The sequence below is a fragment of the Arthrobacter oryzae genome (genome assembly GCF_030718995.1).
In the GTDB taxonomy this organism is placed as follows: domain Bacteria; phylum Actinomycetota; class Actinomycetes; order Actinomycetales; family Micrococcaceae; genus Arthrobacter; species Arthrobacter oryzae_C.
Map to the genome: position 1 here is coordinate 1523996 of NZ_CP132204.1, position 25817 is coordinate 1549812.

The following is a 25817-nucleotide window of genomic DNA, read 5'->3' on the forward strand; positions in this document are numbered from 1 at the left end:
GCTCCTCCCCAACAGGAAACCAAAGGACTCCCATGACACAGCCCCAGCAGGACACTGCCCAAAAGCAGGCCGTCACCGACCACACCATCCCGGCGCACGCCCACGCCTCCGAAGCCACCCTCCACCGCGAGGACGAGGGCTACCACAAGGGACTCAAGCCCCGGCAGGTCCAAATGATCGCCATCGGCGGTGCGATCGGCACCGGGCTCTTCATGGGCGCCGGCGGCCGGCTGGCCACTGCCGGGCCGGCCCTCATCATCAGCTACGCGGTGTGCGGCTTCTTTGCCTTCATGATCCTCCGCGCCCTCGGCGAGCTCGTGATGCACCGCCCTTCGTCGGGATCGTTCGTTTCCTACGCCCGTGAGTTCTTCGGCGAGAAGGCCGCGTTCGTCACCGGCTGGCTGTACTGGCTGAACTGGGCGATGACCGCAATCGTGGATATCACCGCCGTCGCGCTTTACATGAACTTCTTCAAGAAATACTGGGCACCCATTGCGGAAGTTGACCAGTGGGTCTGGGCGCTGACGGCCCTGATCCTGGTCCTCGGCCTGAACCTGGTCTCCGTCAAGGTCTTCGGCGAGCTCGAGTTCTGGTTCGCGCTCATCAAGGTGGTGGCGCTGGTGACCTTCCTGGTGGTGGGCATCTACTTCGTCATCTTCGGCACCCCCGTGGACGGCCAGCAGGTGGGCTTCAGCTTGATCGCGGACAACGGCGGCATGTTCCCCAACGGGCTGCTGCCTGCGATTGTGGTGATGCAGGGCGTGGTGTTCGCCTACGCTTCGATCGAGCTGATCGGCACCGCGGCCGGCGAAACCGAGAACCCGGAAAAGATCATGCCCAAGGCCATCAACACGGTGATCGTCCGTATTGCGGTGTTCTACGTCGGCTCCCTGGTGCTGCTTTCCCTGCTGCTGCCGTACACCTCGTACAAAGCCGGCGAAAGCCCGTTCGTCACCTTCTTCGGTTCCATCGGGGTGGAGGGCGTGGACGCCATCATGAACCTGGTGGTCCTCACCGCGGCGCTGTCCTCGCTCAACGCGGGCCTCTACTCCACCGGCCGCATCATGCGCTCCATGTCCGTCACCGGGTCCGCCCCCAAGTTCGCCGCCCGCATGAACAAGGCAGGTGTCCCCTACGGCGGCATCGCCCTGACCGCTGCCGTGGCTGTCCTGGGTGTAGTGCTCAACGCCATCGTTCCCGCCGAAGCCTTCGAAATCGTCCTCAACGTAGCGTCCCTGGGCATCATCAGCACCTGGGCCGTGATTGTGATGTGCCAGATGCAGCTGGCCCGGCTGGCCAAGCGCGGCGAACTCCTGCGGCCGGCGTTCCGGATGCCGGGTGCACCGGTGACCGGCTGGATCACGCTGGCCTTCCTGCTGGCAGTGCTGGTCCTCATGGCCTTCGACTCACCCGTGGGCACTTGGACCATCGCTTCGCTGCTGGTGGTCATTCCGGCGCTGATGCTGGGCTGGCGCCTCTGCCGGGACCGGGTCCTGGAGCTTGCCGCGGTCCGCGACGGCTTCACCGGCCCCTACCCGCTCGTGGCCAACCGCCCGGGTCCGGGCTCAGGCTCGGAAGACAACAGCTAACCACCCACGAATCCCCGTAGCGCGAACGGACACTTGCGGCCCCAAAATCTTCGGATTCAAAGGCCGCAAGTGTCCGTTCGCGCTCTTGCCGGGGGCTTAAGTGTCCGTTCGCGCTGGTGTGCGGCTGCTACTGAATCGGTAGCATGAAGCCATTGCGGGCAGTTGCCCCACCAGCGCGGGTCCTGGCACTCCGGGGCCGGGGAAGAGGTAACTCATGTCAGGATCCAAACTTGCCGTGGTGGGTGCCGGGAGCGTGGGCACATCGCTGGCCTACGCCGCCCTGATCCGGGGTTCGGCCAGTAACATCGCACTGTTCGACGTCAACGCCCTCAAAGCCGAGGCTGAAGTCCTGGACCTCGCCCACGGCACCCAGTTCGCCGCGGCAGCCGCCACCGTCACCGGCGGCGGCGACATCGCCGTGACGGAAGGCGCCGACGTCGTGGTGATCACCGCCGGGGCAAAGCAGGCGCCGGGCCAGACGCGCCTGGACCTCGCCGGGACGAACGTCCGCATCCTCGAACAGCTCATGCCGCAACTGCTGGAACAAGCCCCGGACGCGGTCTACGTCCTGGTCACCAACCCCTGCGACGTGCTCACCGTGGCAGCGCAGAAAATCTCCGGGCTGCCGCCCGAACGCGTCTTCTCATCCGGCACCGTGCTGGATACCTCGCGGCTGCGGTGGCTGCTTGCCCGCCGCGCCGGCGTCTCCGTGGCCAGCGTCCATGCCAGCATGGTGGGCGAGCACGGCGACACGGAGTTTCCCGTCTGGTCCGGCGCCACGATCGGCCCCGTCCCCATCCGCGAGTGGGAGGACGACGGCGAACGCATCTTTACACCGGACTACCTCGCCGAGACGGCCCGCGAGGTGACGCAGGCGGCCTACAAGGTCATCGCCGGTAAGGGAGCAACCAACTACGCCATCGGACTCTCCGGCGCACGGATCGTAGAAGCCCTGCTCCGGGACGAGAACGCCGTCCTGCCCGTGTCCACTGTGCTGGACGGACAGTACGGGATCTCGGGCGTGGCGCTGTCGCTTCCCAGCATTGTGGGACGCGGCGGTGTGCGCCGCGTGCTTCACACGCCCATGGACGACGGCGAACTGGCGGCGCTGCAGCATTCGGCAGATACGTTGCGGAACACCATGGGTACGCTGGGAATCTAAAACCTGCATCCGTCGTTGAACGGGTGGACGCTACAGCCACTGCGCGCGGTACCAAGGAAGGGAGAACGCTGTGCCTCACATTGCCGGTTCCCTGTCCTTCCGTGCGGGATCCTTCCCCGGGGGCCGCTGGCTCCGGTCCGCCCTGTTTCTGGGCGTCCTCGCAATCCTGGCCGGATTCATCGGCATGCACGTCTTGGCGCCCTCGCACACACAACACGGCCCGGGCGCCCTGGCGGCCGTTCCCGCCGGCACCCATGCAACCCATGCAACCCACGCCGCAGCGCAGGGTGCAGCGGAACAGACCGCGCCAAGCCCAACGGCGCACGCGGCAGCCCTCGATCCGGCTTCCGCCCGGCCCATGGGCAGCAGCGCACCGGAACCGCCGCCGTCGTGCGTATCCACCGGCGAAACCGGCGAGATGTCCGCCCCGCACGCAAGCTGCATCCCTGCACCGGCCACCGCGGGCCTGTCCGCGCCGCCCCCCGGCACCACATCTTTGTCCGGCCCGGAACCGGCAACGGACACCGGCCGGGTGCTGTACGCCTATGCGCACGTGCCCGGCAGTCCCACGCCCGGCGAACTCTCCATCAGCCGGACGTAAACCGGCAGCTGCACCGTGACGCTCCCGGTGCTTCCCCCGCCCAGGGATGCCGGCTCCCCGCGTTGAACCCCGCGCACCGAAGCCAGGCATCCGCCATCCCGGCGCCCCATGCCGGATTCCCGAAGGACACCATTCACATGAAGAAGAAACTCACCCTTTCAGCCGCTGCCCTGGCAGCCGTCATCACACTCGCCGGCTGCGGCTCGAACGCCACCACCGGCTCCTCGTCCATGCCCGCGGACCACGGGGCAATGAGCTCCGGTTCCGCACCGTCGGGCAGCGCTGCCATGGGCCACAACTCCGCGGACACGCTGTTCACCCAGTCCATGATTCCGCACCACGCACAGGCCGTGGAAATGAGCGACATGATGCTCGGCAAGCAGGGCGTCAACCCGGCCATCACCGACCTGGCCACCAAGATCAAGGCCGCGCAGGGCCCGGAAATCGAACAGATGAACGGCTGGCTCAAGGGCTGGAACGAACCCACCGCCATGGCCGGGCACGGCGAAGCGGGCCACAGCATGTCCGGCATGATGAGCGACGACGACCTCAAGGCACTTGACGCCGCCCAGGGCACGGAAGCTGACAAGCTGTTCCTCACCCAGATGATCGCGCACCACGAGGGCGCCGTGCAGATGGCGAAGGCCCAAATAGCCGACGGGCAGAACAGCGACGCCGTGAAGCTCGCCCAGGCGATCATTACCGCCCAGGAGGCTGAAATCAAGCAGATGCAGGACCTGCTGGCGACGCTTTAGGCCGCCGGTCCCCGGCGCCGGACCGGGCCCACCCCTGGTCCGGCGCCACCGTCCGTTACCCATTCCAAGCCGCTGGAGCCTGCCTTGTATCCATCCCATGCTGCCCGGCGCGGCCGCCTCATCGCTGCCGTATCGGGCCTCGTTCTATTTCTCACGGGCTGCTCAGCCGCCCAGCAGCCAACCGGCGGAGGTGCCAGTCAGCAGGCACCCCAGCAGGGCCTGCCCAACAGCCACGTCCATGGCCTGTCCGTCAACGGGGAGACCGGCAAGCCGCTCCTTGCCACTCACGACGGCTTGTTCGACCTCTCGGCAAACCCGGCGGTCAGGATCGGGCCCGGGCACGACCTCATGGGGTTCACTGCCGGCCCTGACCAGGGCACGTTGTACGCTTCGGGCCACCCGGAGAAGGGCTCAACCCTCCCGGACCCGCTCGGCCTGATGCGCTCAACCGACGGCGGCGCCACCTGGGAGCCCCTCTCCAGGCAGGGGGCATCCGACTTTCACGCCCTGACCACCACGGCCTCCGGGTTCGTTGCGTTCGACGACGCCCTTCGGGTCAGCTCCGACGGAAAGTCATGGCAAAAGGTGGCGGCATCCTTTGTCCCGGCCGCCCTGGCGGGAAGCCCGGACAGCAACGTAGTGCTCGGCACCACCGCGGAAGGGCTGCAGCGGTCCGCTGACGGCGGCCGCACCTGGACGTTGAACCGGGCCGCCCCGGTCCTCCGGTTCGTTGCGTTCGTCGGCGACAACGACGTCATAGGCGTGGAGCCAGGCGGCGCAGTCCACCAGTCCCGCGACGGCGGCAGCAGCTGGGTTCCGCGCGGGACCCTGCCAGGCGAGGTGTACGCCATTGACGCGTCAAGTGGCAGCGGCGGCTCCGTGCGTGTGTGGGCAGCCACGTCAGGCGGGCTGCTGGAGTCTGAAGACGCCGGGGTCACCTTCCGTCCCCACAGTCCCTCCTAGCGTGGTTGCGCCGGCGTAATGCAACGCCGGCGCAACCCCGGGCGCGGTCCGGTTCGCATATGCTCAGCTAAGAAGTTCACGCTGGCTCAACGACGAACCACCTCGGGAGAAACGATCATGACCACCTGGCGGATCAGGGATTTCCACTCGGCCGACCTTGACGGCATCCTGCACCTCTGGGAGTCGCTCAAGGCCACCAACATTGAACCCGTCTACGCACTGTCCGAGGTCCTGGCATCCTGCGAAAAGGACCACGCCGTGGTGGCGGTGCAGGGCGATATGGTGGTGGGCGCCGCCGTCGGCCGCGCCGCGCACGACCAGGGCTGGATCGTCTTCCTGGCCACCCTCCCCGAATACCGCGGCCGCGGGATCGGGACCTCGCTGCTGGCCGCCGTCGAAAACCGGATGGCGCCGCACGGGCTGAACAAGCTCTCCGCCCTGATGCCGGAGGCCGAAACCCGGGTGGAGGCGTTCCTCAGCCGCGGCTTCGTGCTCAAGAAGAACCTCCGGTACTTCGAGCGCACCATCCCCGTCCAGCGCCAGGAGCTCGAGCCGCTGGGCCTCCTCGGCGGCCGCATCCTGGCCCGCGACCTTTGGGAAAACGTGGCCGGCATGCGGAACGAAAAGGAACTGCTGGAACGCCGGCTGGTGCTTCCCCTGGCCGAGGCGGACCTCGCGGACGAGTTCGGCGTGGTGCCGCCCCGCGCCGTTGTCCTCTTTGGCCCTCCCGGGACCGGAAAAACGACGTTCGCAAAGGCCATCGCGTCCCGGCTCGAATGGCCGTTCGTGGAAGTATTCCCCTCCAGGCTCGCCGCCGATCCCAAGGGGCTCGCTGGCGCCCTCCGTGAAACCTTCCTGGAGATCGCCGAGCTGGAACATGCCGTGGTGTTCATAGACGAAGTGGAAGAGATCGCGTCCCAGCGCTCCGGCGAGCCGCCATCTCCCCTGCAGGGTGTCACCAACGAGCTCCTCAAAATCATCCCCGCCTTCCGCGAACAGCCCGGCCGCCTGCTGGTCTGCGCCACCAACTTCATCCGCGCACTCGACACCGCGTTCCTCCGGCACGGCCGCTTTGACTACGTGATCCCCATCGGGCTCCCGGACCGCCAGGCCCGCGAGGCCATGTGGCAGCGCTTCATTCCGGCCACCGTGGTGGACGACGTGGATGTGGCGTTGCTGGTGGACCGCACCGAGGGCTTCTCCCCCGCGGACATTGAGTACGCCGCCCGGAGCGCGTCCCAGCGAGCGCTCGAAAAGGCAGTGTACGACGACGGCGGGCTGGCTTCTGGCGGCAGCGCCTCCGTACGCGAGGCGGTCCGGAAGGGCCCTGCCACGCAGGACTACCTCGACGCGATCGGGGACACCCGGACCACGGTCAGCAAGGAGGTCCACCAGGACTTCCTCGAGGACATCGACTCGCTGGGCCGGGTGTAGTCCCCCTTAGTATTTAGCGCCCTCTGGAGTGGGCCCACGATACCGCGGTACTGTGTGAGCCATGTCCACCAACCCCCTTCGGCATGCCATGGCGCGCATGGGCGGCCGCGATCCGCACGAGAAGCACCGGGCTGCAACGCCGCTGGAGCTGTTCTTCGATCTCACCTTCGTCATTGCCTTCGGAGTTGCCGGCAGCCAGTTCGCCCACGAGATCTCCGAGGGCCACTTCGGTGCAGGGCTGCTGGGGTTCTCCTTCGCGATGTTTTCGGTGATCTGGGCCTGGATCAACTTCACCTGGTTCGCCAGCGCCTACGACACCGACGACTGGGTGTTCCGGGTGGTCACGATGATCCAGCTGCTCGGCGTGCTGATCCTCGCCATGGGCATCGAGCCGATGTTCCACTCGCTGGTGGAGGGCGACCACGTGGACAACGGCGTGATGGTGGGCGGCTACGTGATCATGCGCCTTGCCCTGGTGTTCCAGTGGCTGCGCGCGGCACGGCAGGACCCGGTCCGACGCCGGACCTGCCTGCGCTACGCAACATACCTTGGCGCGGTGCAGCTTGGCTGGATCGCGGTGCTCATCGTCGAGGCAGATATCCTGACCACCTTCCTGGTGGCTGCACCCCTGTTCATCCTGGAGATGGCTGCGCCCTATGCAGCGGAGCGCGGCATGCGGACCCCGTGGCACGCACACCACATCGCCGAACGCTACGGCCTGCTGGCCATCATCGCCCTCGGCGAATGCCTGATCGGCGCGATCGAAACGCTCCGAGCCATCGTGGCCAACCACGGCTGGAGCGTGGACGCTGCCCTGGTGGGATTTGGCGGAACGGCGCTGGCCTTCGCCATGTGGTGGATCTACTTCATCCTTCCCGCCGGCCGGGCCCTGCACCTCCAGAGGCACCGTTCCTTCTTCTTCGGCTACGCCCACATGCCGCTCTTCGCTGCCATCGCAGCAACAGGTGCCGGACTGCACGTGGCCGCCTACTTCATCGACCACGAGGCGCACATCAGCGCCGCCGTGGCCGTAGCCAGCATCGCCGTACCCGTAGCGCTCTTCAAACTTTCCCTCACGTGGCTGTACAGCGTCATGATCTGCGTGGACCGTGCCGTCCTTGCCGTGACAGCCGGCGTCCTGGCAGCGCTGGCGGGCAGCGTGGGACTTGCCGCCGCCGGTTTCTCGGTGCCCGTCTGCCTGCTGGTGATCGTGCTGGCGCTCGGAGCATCGATTGTCATTGACGAGAGGCGCGCCACCGGCAAAATGAATGCCACGCTGGAGCAGATGGAGCGGGCGTCCTCCCAGCGGTAAGAGCAACGGGTGACCTTCGGCCCTTCAGCAACACCCCCGGTGCTGCCAAGGTGACACTGTGGCCGGAAACCCCGGGACCGTGAAGGTGGTAGGCATGAATACCGTCGTCAAGACCATGCATGGCCAACTGCAGGGCAGCGTTGCCAACGGCGTGCACCGTTTCCTGGGCGTTCCCTACGCGGCGCCGACTTCGGGCGCGAACCGGCTCCGGCCGCCGCAGCCGGTGCAGCCCTGGAGCGGAGTCCGGGACGCCACCCAGTACGGCGCAGCCCCTTTCCAGCTGGCTCCCCCGGAAAGTGCGGGCACGGAGTGGGACACCGCGCTGGCCGGTGAGGACTGCCTGAACCTCAACGTCTGGACCCCCGACCCCGGCTCGGCGGGCCTGCCGGTGATGGTCTGGATTCAGGGCGGCGCGTTCGAGATTGGCTCGACGGCGGCGTATAACGGCACGAACTTCGCCCGGGACGGTGTGGTTTGCGTGGTGATCAACTGGCGTGTCGGGGCCGACGGATTCCTGGACCTTGGAGACGGGCATGCCAACGTGGGCCTCCTCGACCAGGTCGCTGCCCTGGAGTGGGTCCGCGGGAATATCCCGGCCTTCGGCGGGGACCCCGGCAACGTCACGGTCTTCGGCCAGTCGGCAGGTGCCATGAGCATCGGAGTACTCCTCTCGATGCCCCGGGCCGAGGGTTTGTTCCGGCGGGCCATCCTGCAGAGCGGGGCAGCCCACCATGCGATTCCCACAGGGACCGCACAAAAAATCGGCAGGTTCCTCGCCGAGAAGCTCGGGGTTCCGCCGACTCGGGACGCTCTTGCGGCCGTGCCTACCCAGCGGTTCCTCGCGGCGCAGGCTGAATTGAAGGCTGATCTCTTCGCCCAGCCGGACCCGGAGCGTTGGGGACGCGATGCTGTGGCGGGCCTCATGCTGTGGCAACCGACAATCGACGGCGACGTCGTTCCGCAGCGGCCCATCGAACGGATCGGTGCCGGCGCCGGCGCGACCGTCGACGTCATAGTGGGCACCAATACCGAGGACTGGAAGCTGTTCCTGGCGATTACGGGGGTGATCGCCAAGGTCACGGAGCAGGACCTTGCGGACTCCAACAGCGTGGACGGTTTCCCGCCCATGTCCGCGTACGGGCTCCCTGCCGACGTGGCATACCGCGCGTATCGTTCCCACTACCCGGCCGGTTCCCCCGGCGATCTGCTGGCCGCGGTGGAAACCGACTGGTGGGTGCGGCTCCCCGCCCTCCGCCTGGCGGACGCCCACGCGGAGGCGGCGTCTGCCCGCACGTATATGTACGAGTTTGGCTGGCCCGCCCCCGGCCTCGGCGCAGTCCACGCAGTGGAGGTGCCGTTCGTCTTCGACACACTGGACAAGGAGTCCAGGCTGTTTGGTCCGCTGCTGGGAGCAGACCCGCCACAGGAGCTGGCCGATGCCATGCATGCCGCGTGGATTTCCTTCGCCGCTACCGGCGATCCGGGCTGGCCGGGCTACGACCCCGCGCGCCGGACCACCATGCTCTTCGACACCGAATCCCGCGTCATACACGACCCCCGGGCGTGGGAACGGGCCCTCTGGGAGGGCATCCGCTAACTAGGATTCGTAGGAGAGGTTCTCGTAGTCGGTATCGTCCGCCTCGTCCAGGCGGTCGTCCAGTTCCTCGAGCAGCCAAGGGTTCACCCGGGCCAGGATCATCCGGACTTCTTCCACCGGCACGGCGTTGTAGAGCACCGGCCGGGCTTCGTCATAGCGCGTGACGGGCGGCTTGTCCGGCCACTTTTCAGCCAGGGCCTTGACGCGCTCGGGCAGCGAATTGTGGGCGTTGTCCGCGATCTTGACCAGCGTGGCGTCGTGGTCCTCGGCGATGAACCGGATGCCGGCCTGGTAGTCATCCGGGTTGTCGTGCAACCGTTTCGTGACGCGCTCGATGATCCCCACAGCACGCTCGGAGACGCCCATGTCCAGCAGGGCCTGCCGTGTGATGGGGGTGTCCTCGGCGATGTCGTGGAGATAGCCGGCAATCCGGATGTCGTCATCGAAATCCGCCAGGGCATCGCCGACCGCGAGAACATGGTCGCGGTACGGCCGCTTGAGTTTGTCCTTCTGGCGGTTGTGGGCAACTTCGGCAAGGACCTTGGCCGTCTCAACAGTGAATCGTGGCTGGGGGACGCTTGCGTCCGTGGTTCCTGTGTCTGGCATGGTTCCAGCCTACGCGCCTGCCGCCGTCACACCGGGCCACACCCACGGCTCCCGCGGCAGCGCCGAAGGGTCAAAGGACGCGAGGGCCAGCGGAAGCGGTCCGGGCGGGAGCCCCAGCGATTGCAGGATGATGTCCCGAACCGCGCCCGCGTCCCAGCCCGCGGCTGCGAGGTCCGCCAGCGTCACGGCACCGTCCCGCTTGGCCAGCCGCGCGCCGTCGGAATTCACCACAAGCGGCACGTGAGCATATTCCGGAATTGGAATATTCAGAAGCGAGGCCAGGTACGCCTGCCGGGGCGTGGAGGGCAGGAGGTCATCGCCCCTCACCACCTGGTCGATCCCCTGTGCGGCGTCATCAACCACCACCGCGAGGTTGTAGGCAGTGACGCCGTCATTGCGGCGGAGCACAAAGTCGTCCACCACACCTGTGTACAGCCCGTGCAGGAGGTCTTCGACCGTCCACTCGGCCATGGCGGAACGAAGCCGGATCGCCGCAGGCCGGATTGTCCTTTTGAAGGCACGTTCAGCTTGATCGAGGTTCCGGCACGTCCCCGGGTACGCCCCCTGGGGGGCATGCGGCGCGGACGGCGCTTCCTGGATTTCGCGCCGGGTGCAAAAACATTCGTACGTCAGCCCCGCCGCAGCGAGCCTGCTGATCGCTTCCGCATACAGCGGCTCGCGGTCCGTCTGGCGTACGACGCCGCCGTCCCAGGTCACACCGATGGTCGCCAGATCGCGGAGCTGCTCCGCCTCCGCGCCCGCCCGCGCGCGGTCCAGGTCCTCCACCCGCATCAGGAACCGGCGGCCGGTGGAGCGGGCGAAGAGCCAGGCCAGGATGGCCGTCCTGAGGTTTCCCACATGAAGTTCGCCGGAGGGGCTGGGAGCGAAACGGCCGGCGGAAGTCATGGCACCAGCCTAGGCTGATCTGCGGCGTCCCGAACAAACACAAGAGCCCCTCAGCTACCGATGACTTCGGGAATCCGACGTCGGGAGCTCAGGGGCTCTTGCCGTGTTTGCGGAGTGACGATGCGTGAACAAGTGTCAATCAGCGGGCAGCCTCCTTGCGGGAAACCTGTTCCAGGGACCGGGTGGTGTGCCGGGGATCCTGTAGCCTGCGGGATCCGGCGGTAGCCTGCGTCCCTTGTTGCCATTATTTGAACAGAAGACCTACAGTTGGCGCAATGAGCCGCGGCGTCACTGGTCAGAGTGATCAACTGCGGAGCCGAGGATGGACAGGAAGTGGTCAGATTGCAGGAACTCGATCCAACGGACCGTAGGATCCTTGCCGCACTGGACGATGATCCCCGCGCGCCCATCATGGTGCTGGCACAGAAGCTGGGCCTGGCGCGCGGAACGGTCCAGTCGCGCCTGGAGCGGATGACGGCGTCGGGCGCCCTCCGTCCCAACAGCAGCCGCGTACTGCCCTCGGCGCTCGGCCGCGGCGTGGCCGCAGCGGTGAGCGCTGAGCTGGACCAGAGCCACCTGAACGAGGCCATCGCGGCCCTGCGCAGGATCCCTGAAGTCCTGGAATGCCACGCGCCGGCCGGCGATACCGACCTCCTCATCCGCGTGGTGGCCAAGAGCCCGGACGACCTCTACCGGGTGTCGGAAGAAATCCGCCTCTGCCCAGGCATCGTCCGCACCTCCACCAGCATGTTCCTGCGCGAGGTCATCCCTTACCGCACTACCGGGCTGCTGGGCACCTGAGACTGCCGGAGGGGACTTGTCCCCATCGCCGCCCCGGGTCAAAGCCGTTACGCTTGCCGTGGACTTCAACCAGGGGGAAACATGGCGGGGAACTTCTACGGCGCTGATGTGGCGCAGCTGCGCCAGCTCGCCAAGGAACTGGCGACGGGTGCCGGCAGGCTGGAGCAGCTGGGGCAGCAGCTTGGCGGGTCCATCGCCTCCAGCCCGTGGAAGGGCAACGACGGCGACCGGTTCCGCAGCGATTGGGACGCCTCCCACGCCAAGGCGCTCCGTGCGGCCGCCGCCGGCATCCAGGACGCGTCCAGGGCACTGCTGCGGAACGCCGACCAGCAGGATCAGGCCAGCACCGGTTCAGCGGGTAGCGGCAACGGCGGGTCCGGTCCCGCGGGCGGCAATTTACCGAACGACGGCGCCGCGCAGGAGCTGACGGACAAGCTCAACGGTATGACCCCCGCGGAACGCCAGGAGTATCTGACAAGCGAAGAGTTCAGGCAGTGGGCGCTGGCCAACCCGGACGCCGCAAAGTCCGCCCTGGACGCTGCCGCCGACTCGGGACTGATCGAGAAGAATTCGCCGGAGTATTCGGCGTTCCTCTCCGACTACTGGAACCAGCAGGCCATGCGGGACATGGGCATCGATCCCGCGGACTGGGATACGTCCAAGGGCACGGAATACAACTGGGAGACCATCAAGAAGGTCTATGACTTCTACGGGCAGGCCTACCTGTCCAACCCGGACCTGCAGTGGGCCGGAATGGCCAACATGATCGGCCCGTCGTTCGCCGGCGGGTTCAAGGACATGGCCGCGATGCGGGACCTCGCGCAGCAGATCGCCGACAACCCGGCGTCGGACATTCCAGTGCCGGTGCTGGACCAGATCGAACAGCTGGCCGGCATGACCGACCAGGAGATCAAGTTCTACGAGACCAGCATGCTGGACATGAACAAGGAGATCTTCCTGGACCAGGCCCGGCAGCACCAGGCATACATGGCCGGCGGCCTGGAGGAGATCAACCGGCTCCGCGACTCCGGCGCCATCGACTACCCCACGGCACGCGCCTGGGCCCAGGTCGATTCCGGCGACCCCGCGCAGGTGCAGGCAGGCAACACCACGCTCCTGTATCGCGAGCAGAACGAAATCATCGCTGACGACTACGACACCATGCGCAGCCATCCCGGCGGGGAAGCCGTGACCTACATGGTGACCCTGGCCGGTGAACCATCCATCCCCGGCGCCAGGAGCTACCCCGAAGTGTTCCCCTACAAGTTCAGCGTCGAAAGTCCGGGCCCGGAAAACGTGCCCTTCACCAACTGGGACAACCCCACCCAGTTCCGCACGGACTTCACCACCGGCTTCCCCGACGGGAACATCGCCAATGCAGACCAGCGCTGGGAGCTCATCAAGCAGGACACCCTGCCGGCCTACCAGGACCTGCTGGCTACCGACCCGGCCGGGGCCCGGCAGATCATCGGCTCGGATTTCAACGACCGCGTGGACCAGTACCGTCCCACCAACAACATCCCGGGCATCATGGACCGCTTTGCGTCCGGTTTCGACGCCGAGGTGCACCAGTGATGCCCGCGCGGCGGGCCGGCCTCCCGCGCCTTCGGCGGCAGGCCGCCGTCGTCCGCCATGTCTTGCCGGTGTTGGTCCTGGCCGGAAGCCTCGCCCTCACCGGCTGCCAGATCAGCAACCCCAACGCCACCGAACCGACGTCCGCCGCATCATCTTCTGCAGGGAGCACCGTGAGCACCTCCGAATTTTCCACCCTCGATGCCGCCGGAGTGGACCAGATCCGCGCCACCAAAACCGCGCGGTTGGACATGCGTTCGGGTTCGCTGAACAAGGCTGACGTGCGGGTCACCGAGGACAGCTCCGGCCCGGAAATCAACACCCGCGACTCGGGCAAGATTGCGCTGACGATTGTGGCCCCGAACGGCGAAATCGCGGGCGAAACGGACCGGATCCGCTTCAACACCACGGATAAGCGCCCCGACTTCAGTGAAGTAACCTACTTCCTGACCGCAGATTCGGCGGCTGAGTACTTCGGCCTGATCCGCGACGGCGTGCAGCGCTACGGAATCGACGGCGGCTCCGCTGAGCGGTGGATCTCATCGACGGAGAAAGACCCTGAAGGGAAGAGCGACTTTTCCATCACTCCCGGGACGTCCACCGGCTTGGAGGTCAACTACGACCTCCGGTATGACGGCTCCAAGGACACCCAGGTGATCATCGTCCACGTCAGCCCCGCAGCCTGACTCGCGGACCCCGGCCGAGACCGAACAGCTTCCTCTACACCGGCGGCCCCGCGTTCGATTTGAGGTTTTTCATTACCAGCGTTGACGTCAGCCGCTCCACGCCGGGCAGCGAGGTGAGCTCGGCGTCGTAGAAGCGCTGGTAGGCGGGCAGGTCCTCCGCGATGACCTTCAGGAGGTAGTCCGGCGAGCCGAACAGACGCTGCGCCTCCACGATGTTGGGATTGTCCGCCACCCTGTTCTCAAAGATCTCCATGGTGGGCCGGTCCACCTGCCTGAGCGTCACGAAAACGATTGCCTCGAACCCGAGCCCGACGGCGGACGGGTCAATGTCCGCGCGGTAGCCCCGGATCACCCCTGATGACTCCAGATCGCGGAGCCTCCGGTGGCATGGGGCAACGGTGAGTCCGACCTTTGCCGCCAGTGCCGTGGCAGTCATCCGGCCATCCTCCTTGAGGTGGCGCAAGATATTTCTGTCGATATTGTCAATCACGCAATAATCTTACCCGGAACCGGCATTTCCTGGGGAAATCAGGGAACACTTATGGCGGCATTTTGCCTAGAGTTTCTCCTATCAGCAGACCGTAGGAGGCCGCCCGTGAATCCCCAGTTGTTCCTCGCATTCCTGGTGGTTGCCGGTGCCCTGGCCTGCACACCCGGGGTGGACTGGGCCTACTCCATCGCCGCGGGCCTGAGGCAGCGCAGTTTCGTCCCTGCCGTGGCGGGGCTCTGCGGCGGCTACGTCCTGCACACGGTGCTGATGGTGGCAGGACTGGCGGCCCTGCTTGCCGGGCTGCCCGGCGTCCTGGGCTGGCTCACGGTGGCGGGCGCGGCCTACCTGCTGTGGCTGGGCTTCGGGACCATCCGGTCGTGGCGCGGCGCCACATTCGGCGACGGAGCGCCTTCCACGGAGGCATCCCGCCCGGCGGAATCCACCCAGTTCCGGACCTTCCTCCAGGGCGTGGGCACCAGCGGGATCAATCCCAAGGGGCTGCTGTTCTTCGTGGCGCTGGTCCCGCAGTTCGTCAGCACGGAAGCGCCGCTGCCGGTTCCGGTGCAGTCCGGGCTACTGGGCCTGACGTTTGTCTTGCTGGTGGCGGTGGTATACACCTGCGTGGCGCTGCTCTCCCGGAAGCTGCTGCACTCGCGGCCGGCGGCCGCCCGGCGGGTGACCCTTGCCAGCGGGATCATCATGGTGGCGCTGGGGGCCGTGCTGCTGTCCGAGCAGCTGGTTCCGCTCGTAGCCGGAATCACCTGGCACTAGTACCGCCCGTGCTCCTCAGATTTTGCGCTCCATGAACCATTCGGTGAAGGCGGAGGCCCGCCCGTCCGGTCCGAGCCGGACCACCCACAGGTTCTCGTAGCTGGGACGGTCCCCCAGGTACGTGGTGCGCCCCTGGACGAAATGCAGGTCTCCGTCCGAACCGAGCGGCGACCATTCAAACGTCCACTCATCGGGCTCGTCCGCCGCGGTCAGCCAGCGTTCCACGATCTGCTCGTGTCCGCGCCAGGCGTCCGGGTCATAAGGCCGGGTGGCGTAGACGGCGTCCTCCGTGAAGAGCGCCCGGATGTCCTCCGGCTTGTTGGTGGTCCATGCCGTGACGTATTTTTCCATCCACTGCCTGATTGCGTCGTTCATTGGTCCGTTGTACCGCGGGCCGCCACCGCCCACAAGGGCCACCCGGCTCGCCGTCCCGGGATCATTCCCGGTCCAGCTGCTTCCACTCCTGCTCCCAGAGCCTGCGTTCCTCAACGTCCTTGCGGATGACCTCGAAGGTTTCGAGCTCTGCGGGCCGTCCGCGCAGCCAGTCCCGCGGATTGAGGGATTTCCGGCCGTTGTCCAGCAGCAGCAGGGCCCGGTCGGTCAGGGCATCGTTGCGTAGCGCCAGATGGGTTTTCCGCCGCCTCAGCACCTCCTTCAGGGACTGCTGGGCGGCGGCCTGGGCACCGAGCCGCCGGAGTGAACGGGCGCGGACCAGCAGCAGCGCGGCGGAGAGGTCATCGGCGTTGAGCAGCCCTTCAGTCCACACCACCACTTCCTTGTCGCGCCCCAGGGCGTGTGCCAGCGAGCAGCGCGCCAGGGCGGACGGCAGCGACGGCGGAAGCGAGGACACAGTTTGCAGCGCTGCCTCGAGATGGCCTGTTTCCCGGAACGAGTGCGACAGCGCCAGGAACACGGCCTCCTCGCTGAACAGCACGGGGACTTCGATGCGTTCGGCAACTTCAACCCGGGTGACCACCCGCGTCAGGTAGCCCGACGCGAACTGGTTCGCGTCGTCGTCGTTCCTGGTGGTCAGGCCGCGCTGCAGCAATTCCGAGGCGCGCAGGTATCCGCCCTGTTTGTAGGCGAGGAGCCCGGCCATGACGTAGCAGAGCCCGGCCCAGCCGGGGTAGGCGCGGCCGGCGGCGATCAGCCGGTTCGGGTCGGTGTTGTGGAAGATCGCGTCGTACACGGCCCTGGCAGCCTTCCCCGGCAGCCGCTTGATCCTCGGGACAGGACCGTCCACGCTGAGGAGCGCACCGTTCCGGCCGCCCAGGGCGCTGTGCAGGATCCCGCCCACGCCGTCCGCGATGTCCCGCACCGGTGTGCGGACCTGCGTGTTGCCGAACGGGGTGAGGTCGCGGTGGTCGCGATAAATCGGTCCTGAGGTCTGTCCGGCGCTCATGATTCCATGCTAGTGGTGCACGCTTGGCGGCAGCTGTAAGAACTAGCTGGCGGCAGTCACCCAGACACCGATCACCCAGGTGCTCGCCGCAAGGCAGGCCAGGCCGAATTCCACCAGCATGCCCACGCCGGTGGCTTTCAACGCCGCCCAGCTGGTGGTCATGGCGGTCCGGAAATCACGGGTTCGGTGGGATTCGCTGAGCAACAGGCCGGCAGCAAACCCCACGAACAGGCCCACCACCGGGATGAGGAACATTCCCACCACGCCGAAGACGAGCCCCGCCACCACACTTCGGCTGGGGATGCGGTGTTCCCTGAGTTTGCGGCCCGTGAGGACGGCGCTGGCCGCCATTCCCGCGAGCACGAAGATCATGCCCATCCCGAAGACCACCCAGCCGGCTGTTCCGGCGCCGCCCCAGATGGCCCATGCCAGCAGGCTGAGTCCGATGAGGATGCTGCCGGGCAGCACGGGGATCACGGTGCCGGCTACGCCCACCAGGATGGCAAGGCCGCAGAGGACAGTCACAAGGATTTCGGGGTTCATGCCCCCAGTCTAGGGTTGCCTGCCGGGCCGTCCGCGGACGGCGCTTGCTTAACGAACGACGACGGCGGGTTAACGAACGACGACGGCGGTGCCTCCCCAGCACGGGAGGCACCGCCGTCGAACTTCGTGGCGGAGGTGATCCGCGGTTACTCCGCTTCGACCGCCGCGGCGACGGCGGCGGAGACGGCCGGCGCAACGCGCGGGTCCAGCGGGCTGGGTACGATGTAGTCCGCGGACAGCTCGGACTCGGCCAGTTCAGCGATGGCGCGGGCTGCGGCAAGCTTCATGGCGGGCGTGATCCGGCGGGCGCCGGCGTCGAGTGCGCCGCGGAAGATTCCCGGGAAGGCCAGCACATTGTTGATCTGGTTGGGGAAGTCGCTGCGTCCGGTAGCCACAACGGCGGCGTAGCGTGAGGCGACCTCCGGCAGGACTTCGGGGTCCGGGTTGGAGAGGGCGAACACAATGGAGCTGTGGTTCATGAGCTTCAGGTGTTCCTCGTCCAGCTTCGAGGAGGAGACGCCGATGAACACGTCGGCGCCGAGCAGGGCCTCGCCGGGGCCGCCGGTGATGCCGCGCGGGTTGCTGCGCTGCGCCATCTGAGCCTTTTTGCTGGCGGGATCGGCGGCGATGTCCGCACGGTCCTTGTTGATGACGCCGCGTGAGTCCAGCAGGACGACGTCCTGGATGCCGGCTGTGAGCAGGATTTCAGCGACGGCGATGCCGGCGGCACCGGCACCGGAAACCACCACGCGGAGTCCTTCGAGTTCGCGGCCGGTCACCTTGGCGGCGCCCGTCAGGGCGGCGAGGACCACGACGGCGGTGCCGTGCTGGTCATCGTGCATGACCGGGCAGTCCAGGGCTTCGATGAGCTTTTCCTCGAGCTCGAAGCAGCGCGGAGCGGAGATGTCTTCCAGGTTCACGGCGCCGAAGCTGGGGCGCAGGCGGACCAGGGTTTCCACGATTTCGTCCACGTCGGTGGTGTTGAGGACCAAGGGGATGGAGTCAAGGTCGCCGAAGGACTTGAACAGCGCGGACTTGCCTTCCATGACCGGCAGGGACGCGCTCGGGCCGATGTTGCCGAGGCCCAGGACGGCAGTGCCGTCGCTGACCACAACAACAAGGCGCTCGGCCCACGTGAGGGTCTTGGCAAGCTCCGGTTCGGCGTGGATGGCCCGGCTGACCTGGGCTACACCCGGAGTGTAAGCAATGGAAAGGTCGCGCTTGGTGGACAGCGGGACGGTGCTGGAGATAGATAGCTTGCCGCCCTGGTGTGCGTCGAAGATCTCCTGATCGGTGAGGACCGTGGAGGGCTCAGCGGAGGCGGCGCCGGCGGAAGTGCTGTCTGCGGGAGTGATGGTTTCAGTGGACACGTCGTTGTCTCCTGGGGCTAGCCGTGGGCGCACGGCACAATGAGGCTCAAGCACATAGGAGGCTCAAGATGGTCAGGCGGAAATTCTGCGGCCCAAGGGATGGCGGGACCGCGGTAAAGCTCCTGCGAGGGACGGGCTGCTAGCCACTCCGGTTCTCCAATGGTAAACAGACGCGGGGCGGCCGAGTGGACACTGGGCCGACCACTCCTTCTGATAAAACGTTTTATCAAAGATTTTAGTGAGCTACGTCACTGGAATTCCCGTCTGGAATGCCTTGAGTGGTCTAGACCGGTTACGCGATGCGGCTAGCACCGGGTCAGCAGCGAACAGGCCTTCTTCAGGTCTTCCTCGGCCTCGAAGAGCGATAACCGACGGCATCGCACTGCCTGGACCAGACCGGTGACGGTCAGCAGCAGCACGCGGGACTTGGCGGCGTCGCCGCTTGCCACCGTAACGGCCTGCTCAGCCATGACGTCGATCTCCCGCAGCAGGACCGTAGTGTCCTTGTCCTTCGTGTAGACGCACTTGTTCAGGCACTGCTCCACCGCCGGCTGCATCAGCCGCATGTGGAAAATCTCCATCACCACGCCGGCCAGGGAATGCACCCGGCCTCCGCTGGACTCCGGCCAGCTTCCCACCTGCAGATCCCCCAGCTGCTTCCGGTACAGCCCCAGCATCAGGTGGGTGGGGGAAGGGAAATACCGGTACAGGGTTCCCAGCGGGACGTTGGCTTTGGCGGACACCTCGGACAGGCTCACGGAGTCCAGCCCTTTCCGGGCGAAGCCGGCGGCGGCATCCAGGATCCGGGCATAGCGGATTTGTTGTCGGGGCAGGGTCGGCGGCGCGGCCATGGGGGGAAGATCTGAATTGAGTTCGAGCATCAGCAGCGTTCCGGGAGTGGGTTTCGTACAGCGGTCAGGCGATCCCCATCAGAGCACTGCCGCAGCAATTCGAGTCCACTATACGTCACACGCCTTGCGGCTAATCCGTGCGTCAATTACTCAAAACGGTGTGCTGCGGGAGGCGGCCGGCCGCCCGTCTTCAGTCCACGCCCTTGATCTTCACCACGAAAACTGCGCCCAGCAGGCCGATGACCGCGGCGGCGATATACAGCGACACGTAGCCGCCCCACAGCGTGACGAACGGGAAGGCAATCAGGGGTGCAAGGACCTGCGGGAGCGAATTGGCGATGTTGATGACACCCAGGTCCTTGCCGCGGTCCAGGGCGCTGGGAAGGACCTGGGTGATGAGGGCAAAGTCCACTGCCAGGTAGGCGCCAAAGCCGATCCCCAGCACGGCAGCGCCGGTCAGTGCACCGGCCCAGTTGGGGGCGAATGCGAGGATCAGCGATGCGACGGCGATAATCACGGACGAGGCGATGACCAGCGGCTTCCGTTTGCCCATGCGGTCACTGAGCGGACCGCCGATCACGCTGGTGATGATCACCATGACCGCGTACAGGCCGGTGAGAATCAGGACGCCGAAGGCCGGTTCGATTCCCTGCGTCTCTTTCAACTGCACCGCATCCGTCAGGAAAAACAGCAGATAGAGGGTCACCATGTGGTTGCCGATGTTCACCAGCAGCCGGGTCAGCCATGCCCACGCGAAATCCGGGTAGAGCACCGGCGAGATCCAGAATCCCCTGGCGAAGCCCGCCAGGCTGAACGGCGGTCGCACCTCCCCTGGCAGCGGCACGTCGTCACTCTTGAAGAAGTACAGCGCGACGCCGGCTATTAGCGCAGCCGCACACACCAGGTATCCCAGGCCGAAGTTCCCGCTGACGACGGCGGCGATCACCGCGCCGATCAGTATTCCCACCGTCTGCCCCATGGCGGCGAGCCCGCCTACGGCGCCGCGCTGAGGCACGGGCACTCGGTCCGGGATGGCCGCGGTGATGGCGGCATATGCGCCGTTGCAGCCTGCCTGGACCAGGCACCAGAGGATGGTCATGACGGCCACGTTCGGCGCGCCGGCCAGGGCAATCAGTGCGGCGGCGCCGAGGATGGCCCCGAACAGCACCCACGGGACGCGGCGGCCCAGCCGCGACGTCGTACGGTCACTGAAGGCGCCAAAGAGCGGATTGGCCACGAGGGAGACGGCGGCGCCGGCGCCGGTGACGAGCGCCAGAATGGCTTCCTTGTCACCTTCGCTGAAGTGTGCGGCCTGCTGCCCGAGCAGAACCTGGATGGGGCCGAAGAACGCCGCGTTGATGCCCACGTTTACCAGCACGACGCCGGTGGTCCAGAGCGGACGGACACGCCGCTCCGGCTCGGCGAGCGCCGCCGTGGAACCTCCTCCCGGGGACGCGGCTGCAGCGGAAGGTTCCGGGACGCGCCCCGGCAAGTCGGACAGGCTCATTGCGGCTCCCCGGGAACTGATGATCGGTGTGCAATCAGACTATCGTGAGCATCACAGCCCGATGCGGGTTGTCACAGCTGATTCCGAGGAGGACCAATGACCGATTCCCCCGCAGGCACCCCAGACAACGCAGACACCACTCCCACGGCGGAGAGCCGCAGCATCAACACGGCCGACCTCTACGACGAGCGGGGCGAGGAACTCAATTCCATCGGGCTCCAGTTCCAGTCCCTGGGCGGGCTCACCCACTTCAGCGGGCCGGTCCGCACCATCCGCTGCCTCGAGGACAACGCCCTGGTCAAGTCCACCCTGGGTACTCCGGGTGACGGCGCGGTACTGGTGGTGGACGGCGCCGGTTCCCTGCGGACCGCCCTCATGGGGGACATGATCGCGGCGAGCGCCGTCGCGAACGGCTGGGCCGGCGTCGTTATCAACGGGGCCATCCGGGACCGTGAGGTCCTGGCCGACCTGCCGCTCGGCGTCAAGGCGCTGGGCAGCAATCCGCGCAAGAGTGCCAAGACCGGCGCCGGCGAAACGGATGTGGACTTGGAGATCGACGGCGTTACGGTGCGGCCCGGCGCCATGATCTGGTGCGATCCGGACGGGATTCTCGTGGAGCGCTGAGGTTAAAACTGCATTTCGCGCAGGCAGGGCCGGGGGAACAAATCTCACCCTAAGATAGTTACTGAAAGCAACTATCAAGCGTGATCCCCTTTTCTTTGTAATGGAGCAGTCATGTCCAAAACCGCCGCCGGGCCCGTAACCGGGGATGTCCTGACGAAACGTCAGACCGTCACAGTGATGGTGGGCCTCATGCTCGGCATGTTCCTCTCGTCGCTTGACCAGACCATCGTGTCCACCTCGATCTACACCATCGCCAACGACCTCGACGGACTCTCCCTGCAGGCCTGGGCCACCACGGCCTACCTGATCACGTCCACGGTGAGCGCCCCGCTGTACGGCAAACTCAGCGACATCTTCGGACGCCGCCCGCTGTACCTCGCCGCGATCGTGATCTTCCTGGCAGGCTCCCTCTATGCCGGCTCGGTGCACTCCATGACGGAGCTAGCCATCGCCCGCGGCATTCAGGGCATGGGCGCCGGCGGCCTACTGGCCCTCGCGCTGACCATCATCGGCGACATTGTTGCGCTCAAGGACCGGGCCAAGTTCCAGGGCTATTTCATGTCCGTCTTCGGCATCTCGTCAGTGCTGGGCCCCGTGGTGGGCGGCGCCTTCGCCGGCTCCGCGAACATCCTCGGCTTTGACGGCTGGCGCTGGGTGTTCTTCATCAACCTGCCCATCGGCCTCGCCGCCCTGGCCGTGGTTTTCCTCTACCTGCACCTGCCCGCCAAGCACGTGAAGCAGAAGATCGATTACTGGGGCGCGGCCGCCATCACGCTGGCAATTGTTCCGCTGCTCCTGGTGGCCGAGCAGGGGCGCAGCTGGGGCTGGACCTCGGCGGCGTCCCTCCTGTGCCTCGGACTGGGCATCGTGGGTATCATCGCGTTCCTGCTGGCCGAGAAGCGCGCCGGCGACTACGCCCTGATTCCGCTCCGGCTCTTCCGGAACCTTACTTTCGGCCTGTCATCCCTGCTGAACTTCATCATCGGCATCGGCATGTTCGGTGCCATCGCAATGCTGCCGATGTACCTCCAGCTGGTAAAGGGCCTCACCCCTACCGAGGCCGGCCTGATGATGATCACGTTCACCGTGGGCATCCTCACCGGTTCCATCACCGCCGGACGGACCATCTCGGCGTCGGGCACGTACCGGATCTTCCCGATCATGGGCACCGCCGTGCTGACCGCGGCAGCCGTTGCCATGGGCCTCTCGCTGGGCGTGGACACCGGACTCTGGGTCCCGGGCGTCATCGCGGTGTTCTTCGGCCTGGGCCTGGGTTTCTGCATGCAGCCGCTCACGCTGGCCATGCAGGTTTCCGTCCCGCCGAAGGACATGGGCGTGGGCACGTCCTCCGCCGCGTTCTTCCGGTCCATGGGCGGGGCCGTGGGCACTGCCGTCTTCATTTCCATGCTGTTCAGCCTCGCCGCGGACCGCATCGCCACGGGCATGAAGGACGCCATGCAGAACGCCGACTACCTGGCGGTGCTGAAGGATCCCGCAGTGGCTGCCGACCCCGCCAACGCCAAGCTCTATGAGTTCTTCCAGAACGGCGCCACGAACGATTCCCTCAACGACACCAGCTGGCTGCACACGGCCAACCCCGTGCTCACCCGGCCCATCACCGAGGGCTTCGCGCAGTCGATCGACGCTGTGATGCTCACCGCCGCAGTGCTCACCGGCATCGCGTTCCTGATCAGCTTCGCGCTGCCGAAGAAGAAGCTGACGGACCCGAAAGCAGCTTCGCACGAAGCAGGATCAGAGTCCGTGCCGGCGCACTAGCCTCCCCACCCAGTTCGCACGTACGTCACGGGAGGCAGCCTTTTAGGCTGCCTCCCGTGGTGTTTCCCCGGAATCCCCGGGCTCCGCGGTGCCACAGCCGGCAAAAGCCTGCGCTGCGTGACGGTCCGCATGGCCGCCGGGCAGACGACGACGCCGGGACGTCCCGCCGGCGTCGACTTCCGTCCCTAAGTGGAACCTCACAGCGTGAAGTGGCACACTGTTTAGCGCGTGTGCGCCAGCCAACGGGGCTGGTTCCGTGGTCAACGATGTCCGCACAGCTAAAACCCAAAGCGTCAAAATCCCAAGGGAGATCCATGTCCACATCCAGCACCGAAGGCCGCCCCGGCGTTCCCCGCAAGGTGATCGGCCTCGCAATCGCGGGAGCGGTGGGCGGGTTCCTCTTCGGCTTTGACTCCTCCGTTGTCAACGGGGCCGTCGACGCCATCAAGGACGAGTTCGTCCTCAGCGAGGCCGTCACCGGCTTCGCCGTCGCCGTCGCCCTGCTGGGCTGCGCCGCCGGCGCCTACATGGCGGGCAAGGTGGCCGACAAGTACGGCCGCATTCCCGCCATGAAACTCGGCGCCGTCCTGTTCCTGGTGAGCGCCCTCGGCACCGGCTTCGCGTTCGGCGTCTGGGACCTGATCTTCTGGCGGCTGGTGGGCGGCCTCGGCATTGGCTTGGCCTCTGTCATTGCCCCCGCGTACATCTCGGAGATCTCGCCGCGGCACGTGCGCGGCCGGCTCGCCTCGCTGCAGCAACTTGCCATCACCACGGGTATTTTCGCCGCACTGCTGTCCGACGCCCTGTTCGCGAACTCGGCCGGCGGCGCGGACCAGCCGCTCTGGCTCGGCATCGAGGCCTGGCGGTGGATGTTCCTCGCCGGCGCCGTCCCCGCCGTCGTGTACGGCTGGATCGCGTACACCCTGCCCGAATCCCCGCGTTTCCTGGTCTTCAAGGGCAAGGAGGACGAGGCACGCAAGGTGTTCCAGACCATCGCACCGTCCGAGGACACCGACCGCCACATCCGCGAAATCCAGTCCGCCATCGAGGAAGACAAGCTGGCCGGCCAGAAGGGCTCGCTCCGCGGCAAGGTCTTTGGCCTGCAGGCCGTGGTGTGGATCGGCATCACCCTGTCCGTGCTGCAGCAGTTCGTCGGCATCAACGTGATCTTCTACTACTCCACCACCCTGTGGAAGGCCGTGGGCTTCCAGGAAAAGGACTCCCTCACCATTTCGGTGGCCACGTCCGTCACCAACATCCTGGTCACCCTCGTGGCCATCGCGCTGGTGGACCGCATCGGCCGTCGCCCCATCCTGCTAGCCGGTTCGGTGGGCATGGCGGTTTCACTGGGCGCCATGGCGCTGGCCTTCGCCTCAGCCACTGGCTCAGGTGAGGAGATTTCGCTGCCCGGCGCCTGGGGCCCCGTTGCCCTGGTGGCCGCCAACGTCTTTGTGATCAGCTTCGGAGCCTCGTGGGGCCCGCTGGTGTGGGTTCTGCTGGGCGAGATCTTCCCGTCCCGGATCCGCGCCCGCGCCCTTGGCCTCGCCGCGGCCGCACAGTGGATCGCCAACTTCGCCATTACGCTGAGCTTCCCGGTGATGGCGGCAGGTTCGCTGCCGCTGACGTACGCCATGTACGCACTGTTTGCAGCGGCGTCGTTCTTCTTTGTGATGTTCAAGGTGCCGGAGACCAACGGCATGTCGCTGGAGCAGGCGGAAACACTGTTCGTGCCGAAGGGGACCGTCAAGGTTTAGGACCGGCACGCTCGAATTCCGCCACTCCGCGCGAGCGGACAGATAAGGCCCATGTTCTTCCTGAACGTGGGCCTTATCTGTCCCTTGGCCAAGGACTAGAGGAGGAGTTTCATGCCCTCATGGCTTGCCGTGAATCCCAGGCGTTCGTAGAAGCGGTGGGCGTCCTTGCGCGACTTGTCCGTAGTCAGCTGCATCAGGGAGCACCCCCGGTGTCGGGACTCGGCGGCAGCCCAGATGACCATGGCGGCTCCGATCCCAAGGCCGCGCAGTCGTGACGACACCCGGACGGCTTCGAGCTGGCTGCGCCAGGAACCGCGGCGGGAGAGGCCCGGGATAAAGCTCAGCTGGAACGTGGCGACGACAGGCCGGGCCGGCTCCCCCGGTTCCATGAGTTCGCCGACCACCAGAAGGTGGGCAGGGTCGGCGTCAATCGCTTCGAAGGCCCGCTCATAGGGGGCCAAATTGGAGGTGTCCTCGCGGGCTGCGCCCAGCTGGTCGTCTGCCAGGAGTTTGAGTATTTCGGGCAGGTCCGCCCGCGATGCCGGACGCAGGCGGAATGTCCCGCCGTCGACGTCGATGGTCAGCAGGGCAGCCGGGTCAGGTTGCGCGGAAGTCATCCGCCCAGCCTGCCACAGCAAACGCTCTCTCACTTTTCGCAGGGAAACCACAAACGCTCTCTCACCTGACGAACCGGGGTGAGAGAGCGTTTGTGTACATCCCGCAGGAAGTGAGAGAGCGTCCGTGG

The 25817-nt window shown here is 66.4% G+C and carries 25 protein-coding genes; 15 read left to right on the forward strand and 10 right to left on the reverse strand.

Annotated features, from left to right (window positions below):
• The first annotated feature begins 32 nt into the window (after positions 1-32).
• The 8 genes from Q8Z05_RS07020 (at position 33) to Q8Z05_RS07055 (ending at position 9413) form a co-directional block, all read left to right on the forward strand.
• Positions 33-1589 carry an amino acid permease gene (locus tag Q8Z05_RS07020; protein ID WP_305942755.1) on the forward strand — a complete coding sequence of 519 codons (1557 nt, stop codon included), beginning with the start codon at positions 33-35 and terminating at the stop codon, positions 1587-1589.
• Positions 1590-1803: 214 nt separating this feature from the next.
• A complete protein-coding gene (locus Q8Z05_RS07025; protein ID WP_305942756.1) occupies positions 1804-2751 on the forward strand; it encodes an L-lactate dehydrogenase in 948 nt (315 codons plus the stop codon).
• Positions 2752-2821: 70 nt separating this feature from the next.
• Entirely contained in the window at positions 2822-3352 is a 531-nt protein-coding gene (locus tag Q8Z05_RS07030) for a hypothetical protein (protein ID WP_305942757.1), read from the forward strand.
• Between the two features lie 137 nt (positions 3353-3489).
• Positions 3490-4107, forward strand: coding sequence for a DUF305 domain-containing protein (locus Q8Z05_RS07035; RefSeq protein WP_305942758.1), 618 nt, complete (start codon positions 3490-3492; stop codon positions 4105-4107).
• Positions 4108-4191: 84 nt separating this feature from the next.
• Entirely contained in the window at positions 4192-5070 is an 879-nt protein-coding gene (locus Q8Z05_RS07040) for a F510_1955 family glycosylhydrolase (RefSeq protein ID WP_305942759.1), read from the forward strand.
• 117 nt (positions 5071-5187) lie between these two features.
• Complete coding sequence (locus Q8Z05_RS07045) at positions 5188-6504, forward strand: ATP-binding protein (RefSeq protein WP_305942760.1); 1317 nt, start codon at positions 5188-5190, stop codon at positions 6502-6504.
• 61 nt (positions 6505-6565) lie between these two features.
• Positions 6566-7816 carry a low temperature requirement protein A gene (locus tag Q8Z05_RS07050; protein WP_305942761.1) on the forward strand — a complete coding sequence of 417 codons (1251 nt, stop codon included), beginning with the start codon at positions 6566-6568 and terminating at the stop codon, positions 7814-7816.
• Between the two features lie 94 nt (positions 7817-7910).
• The gene (locus Q8Z05_RS07055; protein WP_305942762.1) at positions 7911-9413 is read left to right on the forward strand and encodes a carboxylesterase/lipase family protein; all 1503 of its coding nucleotides are present in this window, start codon (positions 7911-7913) and stop codon (positions 9411-9413) included.
• Here the strand turns inward: Q8Z05_RS07055 and Q8Z05_RS07060 are convergent, their stop codons facing one another.
• Together Q8Z05_RS07060 and gluQRS are read right to left on the reverse strand one after the other, a co-directional pair.
• Complete coding sequence (locus tag Q8Z05_RS07060) at positions 9414-10019, reverse strand: phosphohydrolase (RefSeq protein ID WP_305942763.1); 606 nt, start codon at positions 10017-10019, stop codon at positions 9414-9416.
• Positions 10020-10028: 9 nt separating this feature from the next.
• The gene (gene gluQRS, locus Q8Z05_RS07065; protein WP_305942764.1) at positions 10029-10925 is read right to left on the reverse strand and encodes a tRNA glutamyl-Q(34) synthetase GluQRS; all 897 of its coding nucleotides are present in this window, start codon (positions 10923-10925) and stop codon (positions 10029-10031) included.
• 342 nt (positions 10926-11267) lie between these two features.
• On the opposite strand from gluQRS, the gene Q8Z05_RS07070 reads away from it, so the two are divergent.
• From Q8Z05_RS07070 to Q8Z05_RS07080, 3 genes are all read left to right on the forward strand, one after another.
• Positions 11268-11726, forward strand: coding sequence for an Lrp/AsnC family transcriptional regulator (locus Q8Z05_RS07070; protein ID WP_305943503.1), 459 nt, complete (start codon positions 11268-11270; stop codon positions 11724-11726).
• A gap of 81 nt (positions 11727-11807) precedes the next feature.
• Entirely contained in the window at positions 11808-13301 is a 1494-nt protein-coding gene (locus tag Q8Z05_RS07075; RefSeq protein WP_305942765.1) for a WXG100 family type VII secretion target, read from the forward strand.
• Positions 13301-13984 (forward strand): hypothetical protein, encoded by a 684-nt coding sequence (locus Q8Z05_RS07080; RefSeq protein ID WP_305943504.1) that lies wholly within the window; start codon positions 13301-13303, stop codon positions 13982-13984. Before Q8Z05_RS07075 ends, Q8Z05_RS07080 begins: the two co-directional genes overlap by 1 nt.
• A 34-nt stretch (positions 13985-14018) precedes the next feature.
• On the opposite strand, the gene Q8Z05_RS07085 is transcribed toward Q8Z05_RS07080, so the two are convergent.
• Entirely contained in the window at positions 14019-14474 is a 456-nt protein-coding gene (locus Q8Z05_RS07085; protein ID WP_305942766.1) for an Lrp/AsnC family transcriptional regulator, read from the reverse strand.
• A gap of 105 nt (positions 14475-14579) precedes the next feature.
• Here Q8Z05_RS07085 and Q8Z05_RS07090 point away from each other — a divergent pair, with 105 nt between their 5' ends.
• A complete protein-coding gene (locus tag Q8Z05_RS07090) occupies positions 14580-15245 on the forward strand; it encodes a LysE family translocator (RefSeq protein ID WP_305942767.1) in 666 nt (221 codons plus the stop codon).
• Between the two features lie 15 nt (positions 15246-15260).
• Here the strand turns inward: Q8Z05_RS07090 and Q8Z05_RS07095 are convergent, their stop codons facing one another.
• From Q8Z05_RS07095 to Q8Z05_RS07120, 6 genes are all read right to left on the reverse strand, one after another.
• Entirely contained in the window at positions 15261-15620 is a 360-nt protein-coding gene (locus Q8Z05_RS07095) for a nuclear transport factor 2 family protein (protein WP_305942768.1), read from the reverse strand.
• 61 nt (positions 15621-15681) lie between these two features.
• Positions 15682-16647 carry a hypothetical protein gene (locus Q8Z05_RS07100; protein ID WP_305942769.1) on the reverse strand — a complete coding sequence of 322 codons (966 nt, stop codon included), beginning with the start codon at positions 16645-16647 and terminating at the stop codon, positions 15682-15684.
• 42 nt (positions 16648-16689) lie between these two features.
• Positions 16690-17190, reverse strand: a complete 501-nt coding sequence (locus tag Q8Z05_RS07105; protein WP_305942770.1) for a DUF456 domain-containing protein — start codon at positions 17188-17190, stop codon at positions 16690-16692.
• A gap of 146 nt (positions 17191-17336) precedes the next feature.
• On the reverse strand, positions 17337-18560 hold the full coding sequence (locus tag Q8Z05_RS07110; RefSeq protein WP_305942771.1) for an NAD(P)-dependent malic enzyme: 1224 nt from the start codon (positions 18558-18560) through the stop codon (positions 17337-17339).
• Between the two features lie 305 nt (positions 18561-18865).
• Positions 18866-19441: a TetR/AcrR family transcriptional regulator gene (locus Q8Z05_RS07115; RefSeq protein ID WP_305942772.1), complete on the reverse strand. Its 576-nt coding sequence runs from the start codon at positions 19439-19441 to the stop codon at positions 18866-18868.
• A gap of 160 nt (positions 19442-19601) precedes the next feature.
• A complete protein-coding gene (locus Q8Z05_RS07120) occupies positions 19602-20918 on the reverse strand; it encodes an MFS transporter (protein ID WP_305942773.1) in 1317 nt (438 codons plus the stop codon).
• 96 nt (positions 20919-21014) lie between these two features.
• Here Q8Z05_RS07120 and rraA point away from each other — a divergent pair, with 96 nt between their 5' ends.
• The 3 genes from rraA to Q8Z05_RS07135 all read left to right on the forward strand — a co-directional run bounded on the left by rraA (position 21015) and on the right by Q8Z05_RS07135 (position 25072).
• Complete coding sequence (gene rraA / locus Q8Z05_RS07125) at positions 21015-21542, forward strand: ribonuclease E activity regulator RraA (protein ID WP_305942774.1); 528 nt, start codon at positions 21015-21017, stop codon at positions 21540-21542.
• A 111-nt stretch (positions 21543-21653) separates the two neighbouring features.
• Positions 21654-23318 carry an MDR family MFS transporter gene (locus Q8Z05_RS07130; protein ID WP_305942775.1) on the forward strand — a complete coding sequence of 555 codons (1665 nt, stop codon included), beginning with the start codon at positions 21654-21656 and terminating at the stop codon, positions 23316-23318.
• A 314-nt stretch (positions 23319-23632) separates the two neighbouring features.
• Positions 23633-25072 carry a sugar porter family MFS transporter gene (locus tag Q8Z05_RS07135; RefSeq protein WP_305942776.1) on the forward strand — a complete coding sequence of 480 codons (1440 nt, stop codon included), beginning with the start codon at positions 23633-23635 and terminating at the stop codon, positions 25070-25072.
• 95 nt (positions 25073-25167) lie between these two features.
• Here the strand turns inward: Q8Z05_RS07135 and Q8Z05_RS07140 are convergent, their stop codons facing one another.
• Positions 25168-25689, reverse strand: a complete 522-nt coding sequence (locus Q8Z05_RS07140; protein WP_305942777.1) for a GNAT family N-acetyltransferase — start codon at positions 25687-25689, stop codon at positions 25168-25170.
• Positions 25690-25817 lie beyond the last annotated feature (128 nt).

What these genes read in the sequence shown, in the direction of transcription:
- Q8Z05_RS07020 (WP_305942755.1), top strand. Translation starts at nt 33, where the DNA reads ATGACACAGCCCCAGCAGGACACTGCCCAAAAGCAGGCCGTCACCGAC.
- Q8Z05_RS07025 (WP_305942756.1), top strand. Translation starts at nt 1,804, where the DNA reads ATGTCAGGATCCAAACTTGCCGTGGTGGGTGCCGGGAGCGTGGGCACA.
- Q8Z05_RS07035 (WP_305942758.1), top strand. Translation starts at nt 3,490, where the DNA reads ATGAAGAAGAAACTCACCCTTTCAGCCGCTGCCCTGGCAGCCGTCATC.
- Q8Z05_RS07045 (WP_305942760.1), top strand. Translation starts at nt 5,188, where the DNA reads ATGACCACCTGGCGGATCAGGGATTTCCACTCGGCCGACCTTGACGGC.
- Q8Z05_RS07050 (WP_305942761.1), top strand. Translation starts at nt 6,566, where the DNA reads ATGTCCACCAACCCCCTTCGGCATGCCATGGCGCGCATGGGCGGCCGC.
- Q8Z05_RS07055 (WP_305942762.1), top strand. Translation starts at nt 7,911, where the DNA reads ATGAATACCGTCGTCAAGACCATGCATGGCCAACTGCAGGGCAGCGTT.
- Q8Z05_RS07060 (WP_305942763.1), bottom strand. Translation starts at nt 10,019, where the DNA reads ATGCCAGACACAGGAACCACGGACGCAAGCGTCCCCCAGCCACGATTC.
- gluQRS (WP_305942764.1), bottom strand. Translation starts at nt 10,925, where the DNA reads ATGACTTCCGCCGGCCGTTTCGCTCCCAGCCCCTCCGGCGAACTTCAT.
- Q8Z05_RS07075 (WP_305942765.1), top strand. Translation starts at nt 11,808, where the DNA reads ATGGCGGGGAACTTCTACGGCGCTGATGTGGCGCAGCTGCGCCAGCTC.
- Q8Z05_RS07080 (WP_305943504.1), top strand. Translation starts at nt 13,301, where the DNA reads ATGCCCGCGCGGCGGGCCGGCCTCCCGCGCCTTCGGCGGCAGGCCGCC.
- Q8Z05_RS07095 (WP_305942768.1), bottom strand. Translation starts at nt 15,620, where the DNA reads ATGAACGACGCAATCAGGCAGTGGATGGAAAAATACGTCACGGCATGG.
- Q8Z05_RS07100 (WP_305942769.1), bottom strand. Translation starts at nt 16,647, where the DNA reads ATGAGCGCCGGACAGACCTCAGGACCGATTTATCGCGACCACCGCGAC.
- Q8Z05_RS07105 (WP_305942770.1), bottom strand. Translation starts at nt 17,190, where the DNA reads ATGAACCCCGAAATCCTTGTGACTGTCCTCTGCGGCCTTGCCATCCTG.
- Q8Z05_RS07115 (WP_305942772.1), bottom strand. Translation starts at nt 19,441, where the DNA reads ATGCTCGAACTCAATTCAGATCTTCCCCCCATGGCCGCGCCGCCGACC.
- Q8Z05_RS07120 (WP_305942773.1), bottom strand. Translation starts at nt 20,918, where the DNA reads ATGAGCCTGTCCGACTTGCCGGGGCGCGTCCCGGAACCTTCCGCTGCA.
- rraA (WP_305942774.1), top strand. Translation starts at nt 21,015, where the DNA reads ATGACCGATTCCCCCGCAGGCACCCCAGACAACGCAGACACCACTCCC.
- Q8Z05_RS07130 (WP_305942775.1), top strand. Translation starts at nt 21,654, where the DNA reads ATGTCCAAAACCGCCGCCGGGCCCGTAACCGGGGATGTCCTGACGAAA.
- Q8Z05_RS07135 (WP_305942776.1), top strand. Translation starts at nt 23,633, where the DNA reads ATGTCCACATCCAGCACCGAAGGCCGCCCCGGCGTTCCCCGCAAGGTG.
- Q8Z05_RS07140 (WP_305942777.1), bottom strand. Translation starts at nt 25,689, where the DNA reads ATGACTTCCGCGCAACCTGACCCGGCTGCCCTGCTGACCATCGACGTC.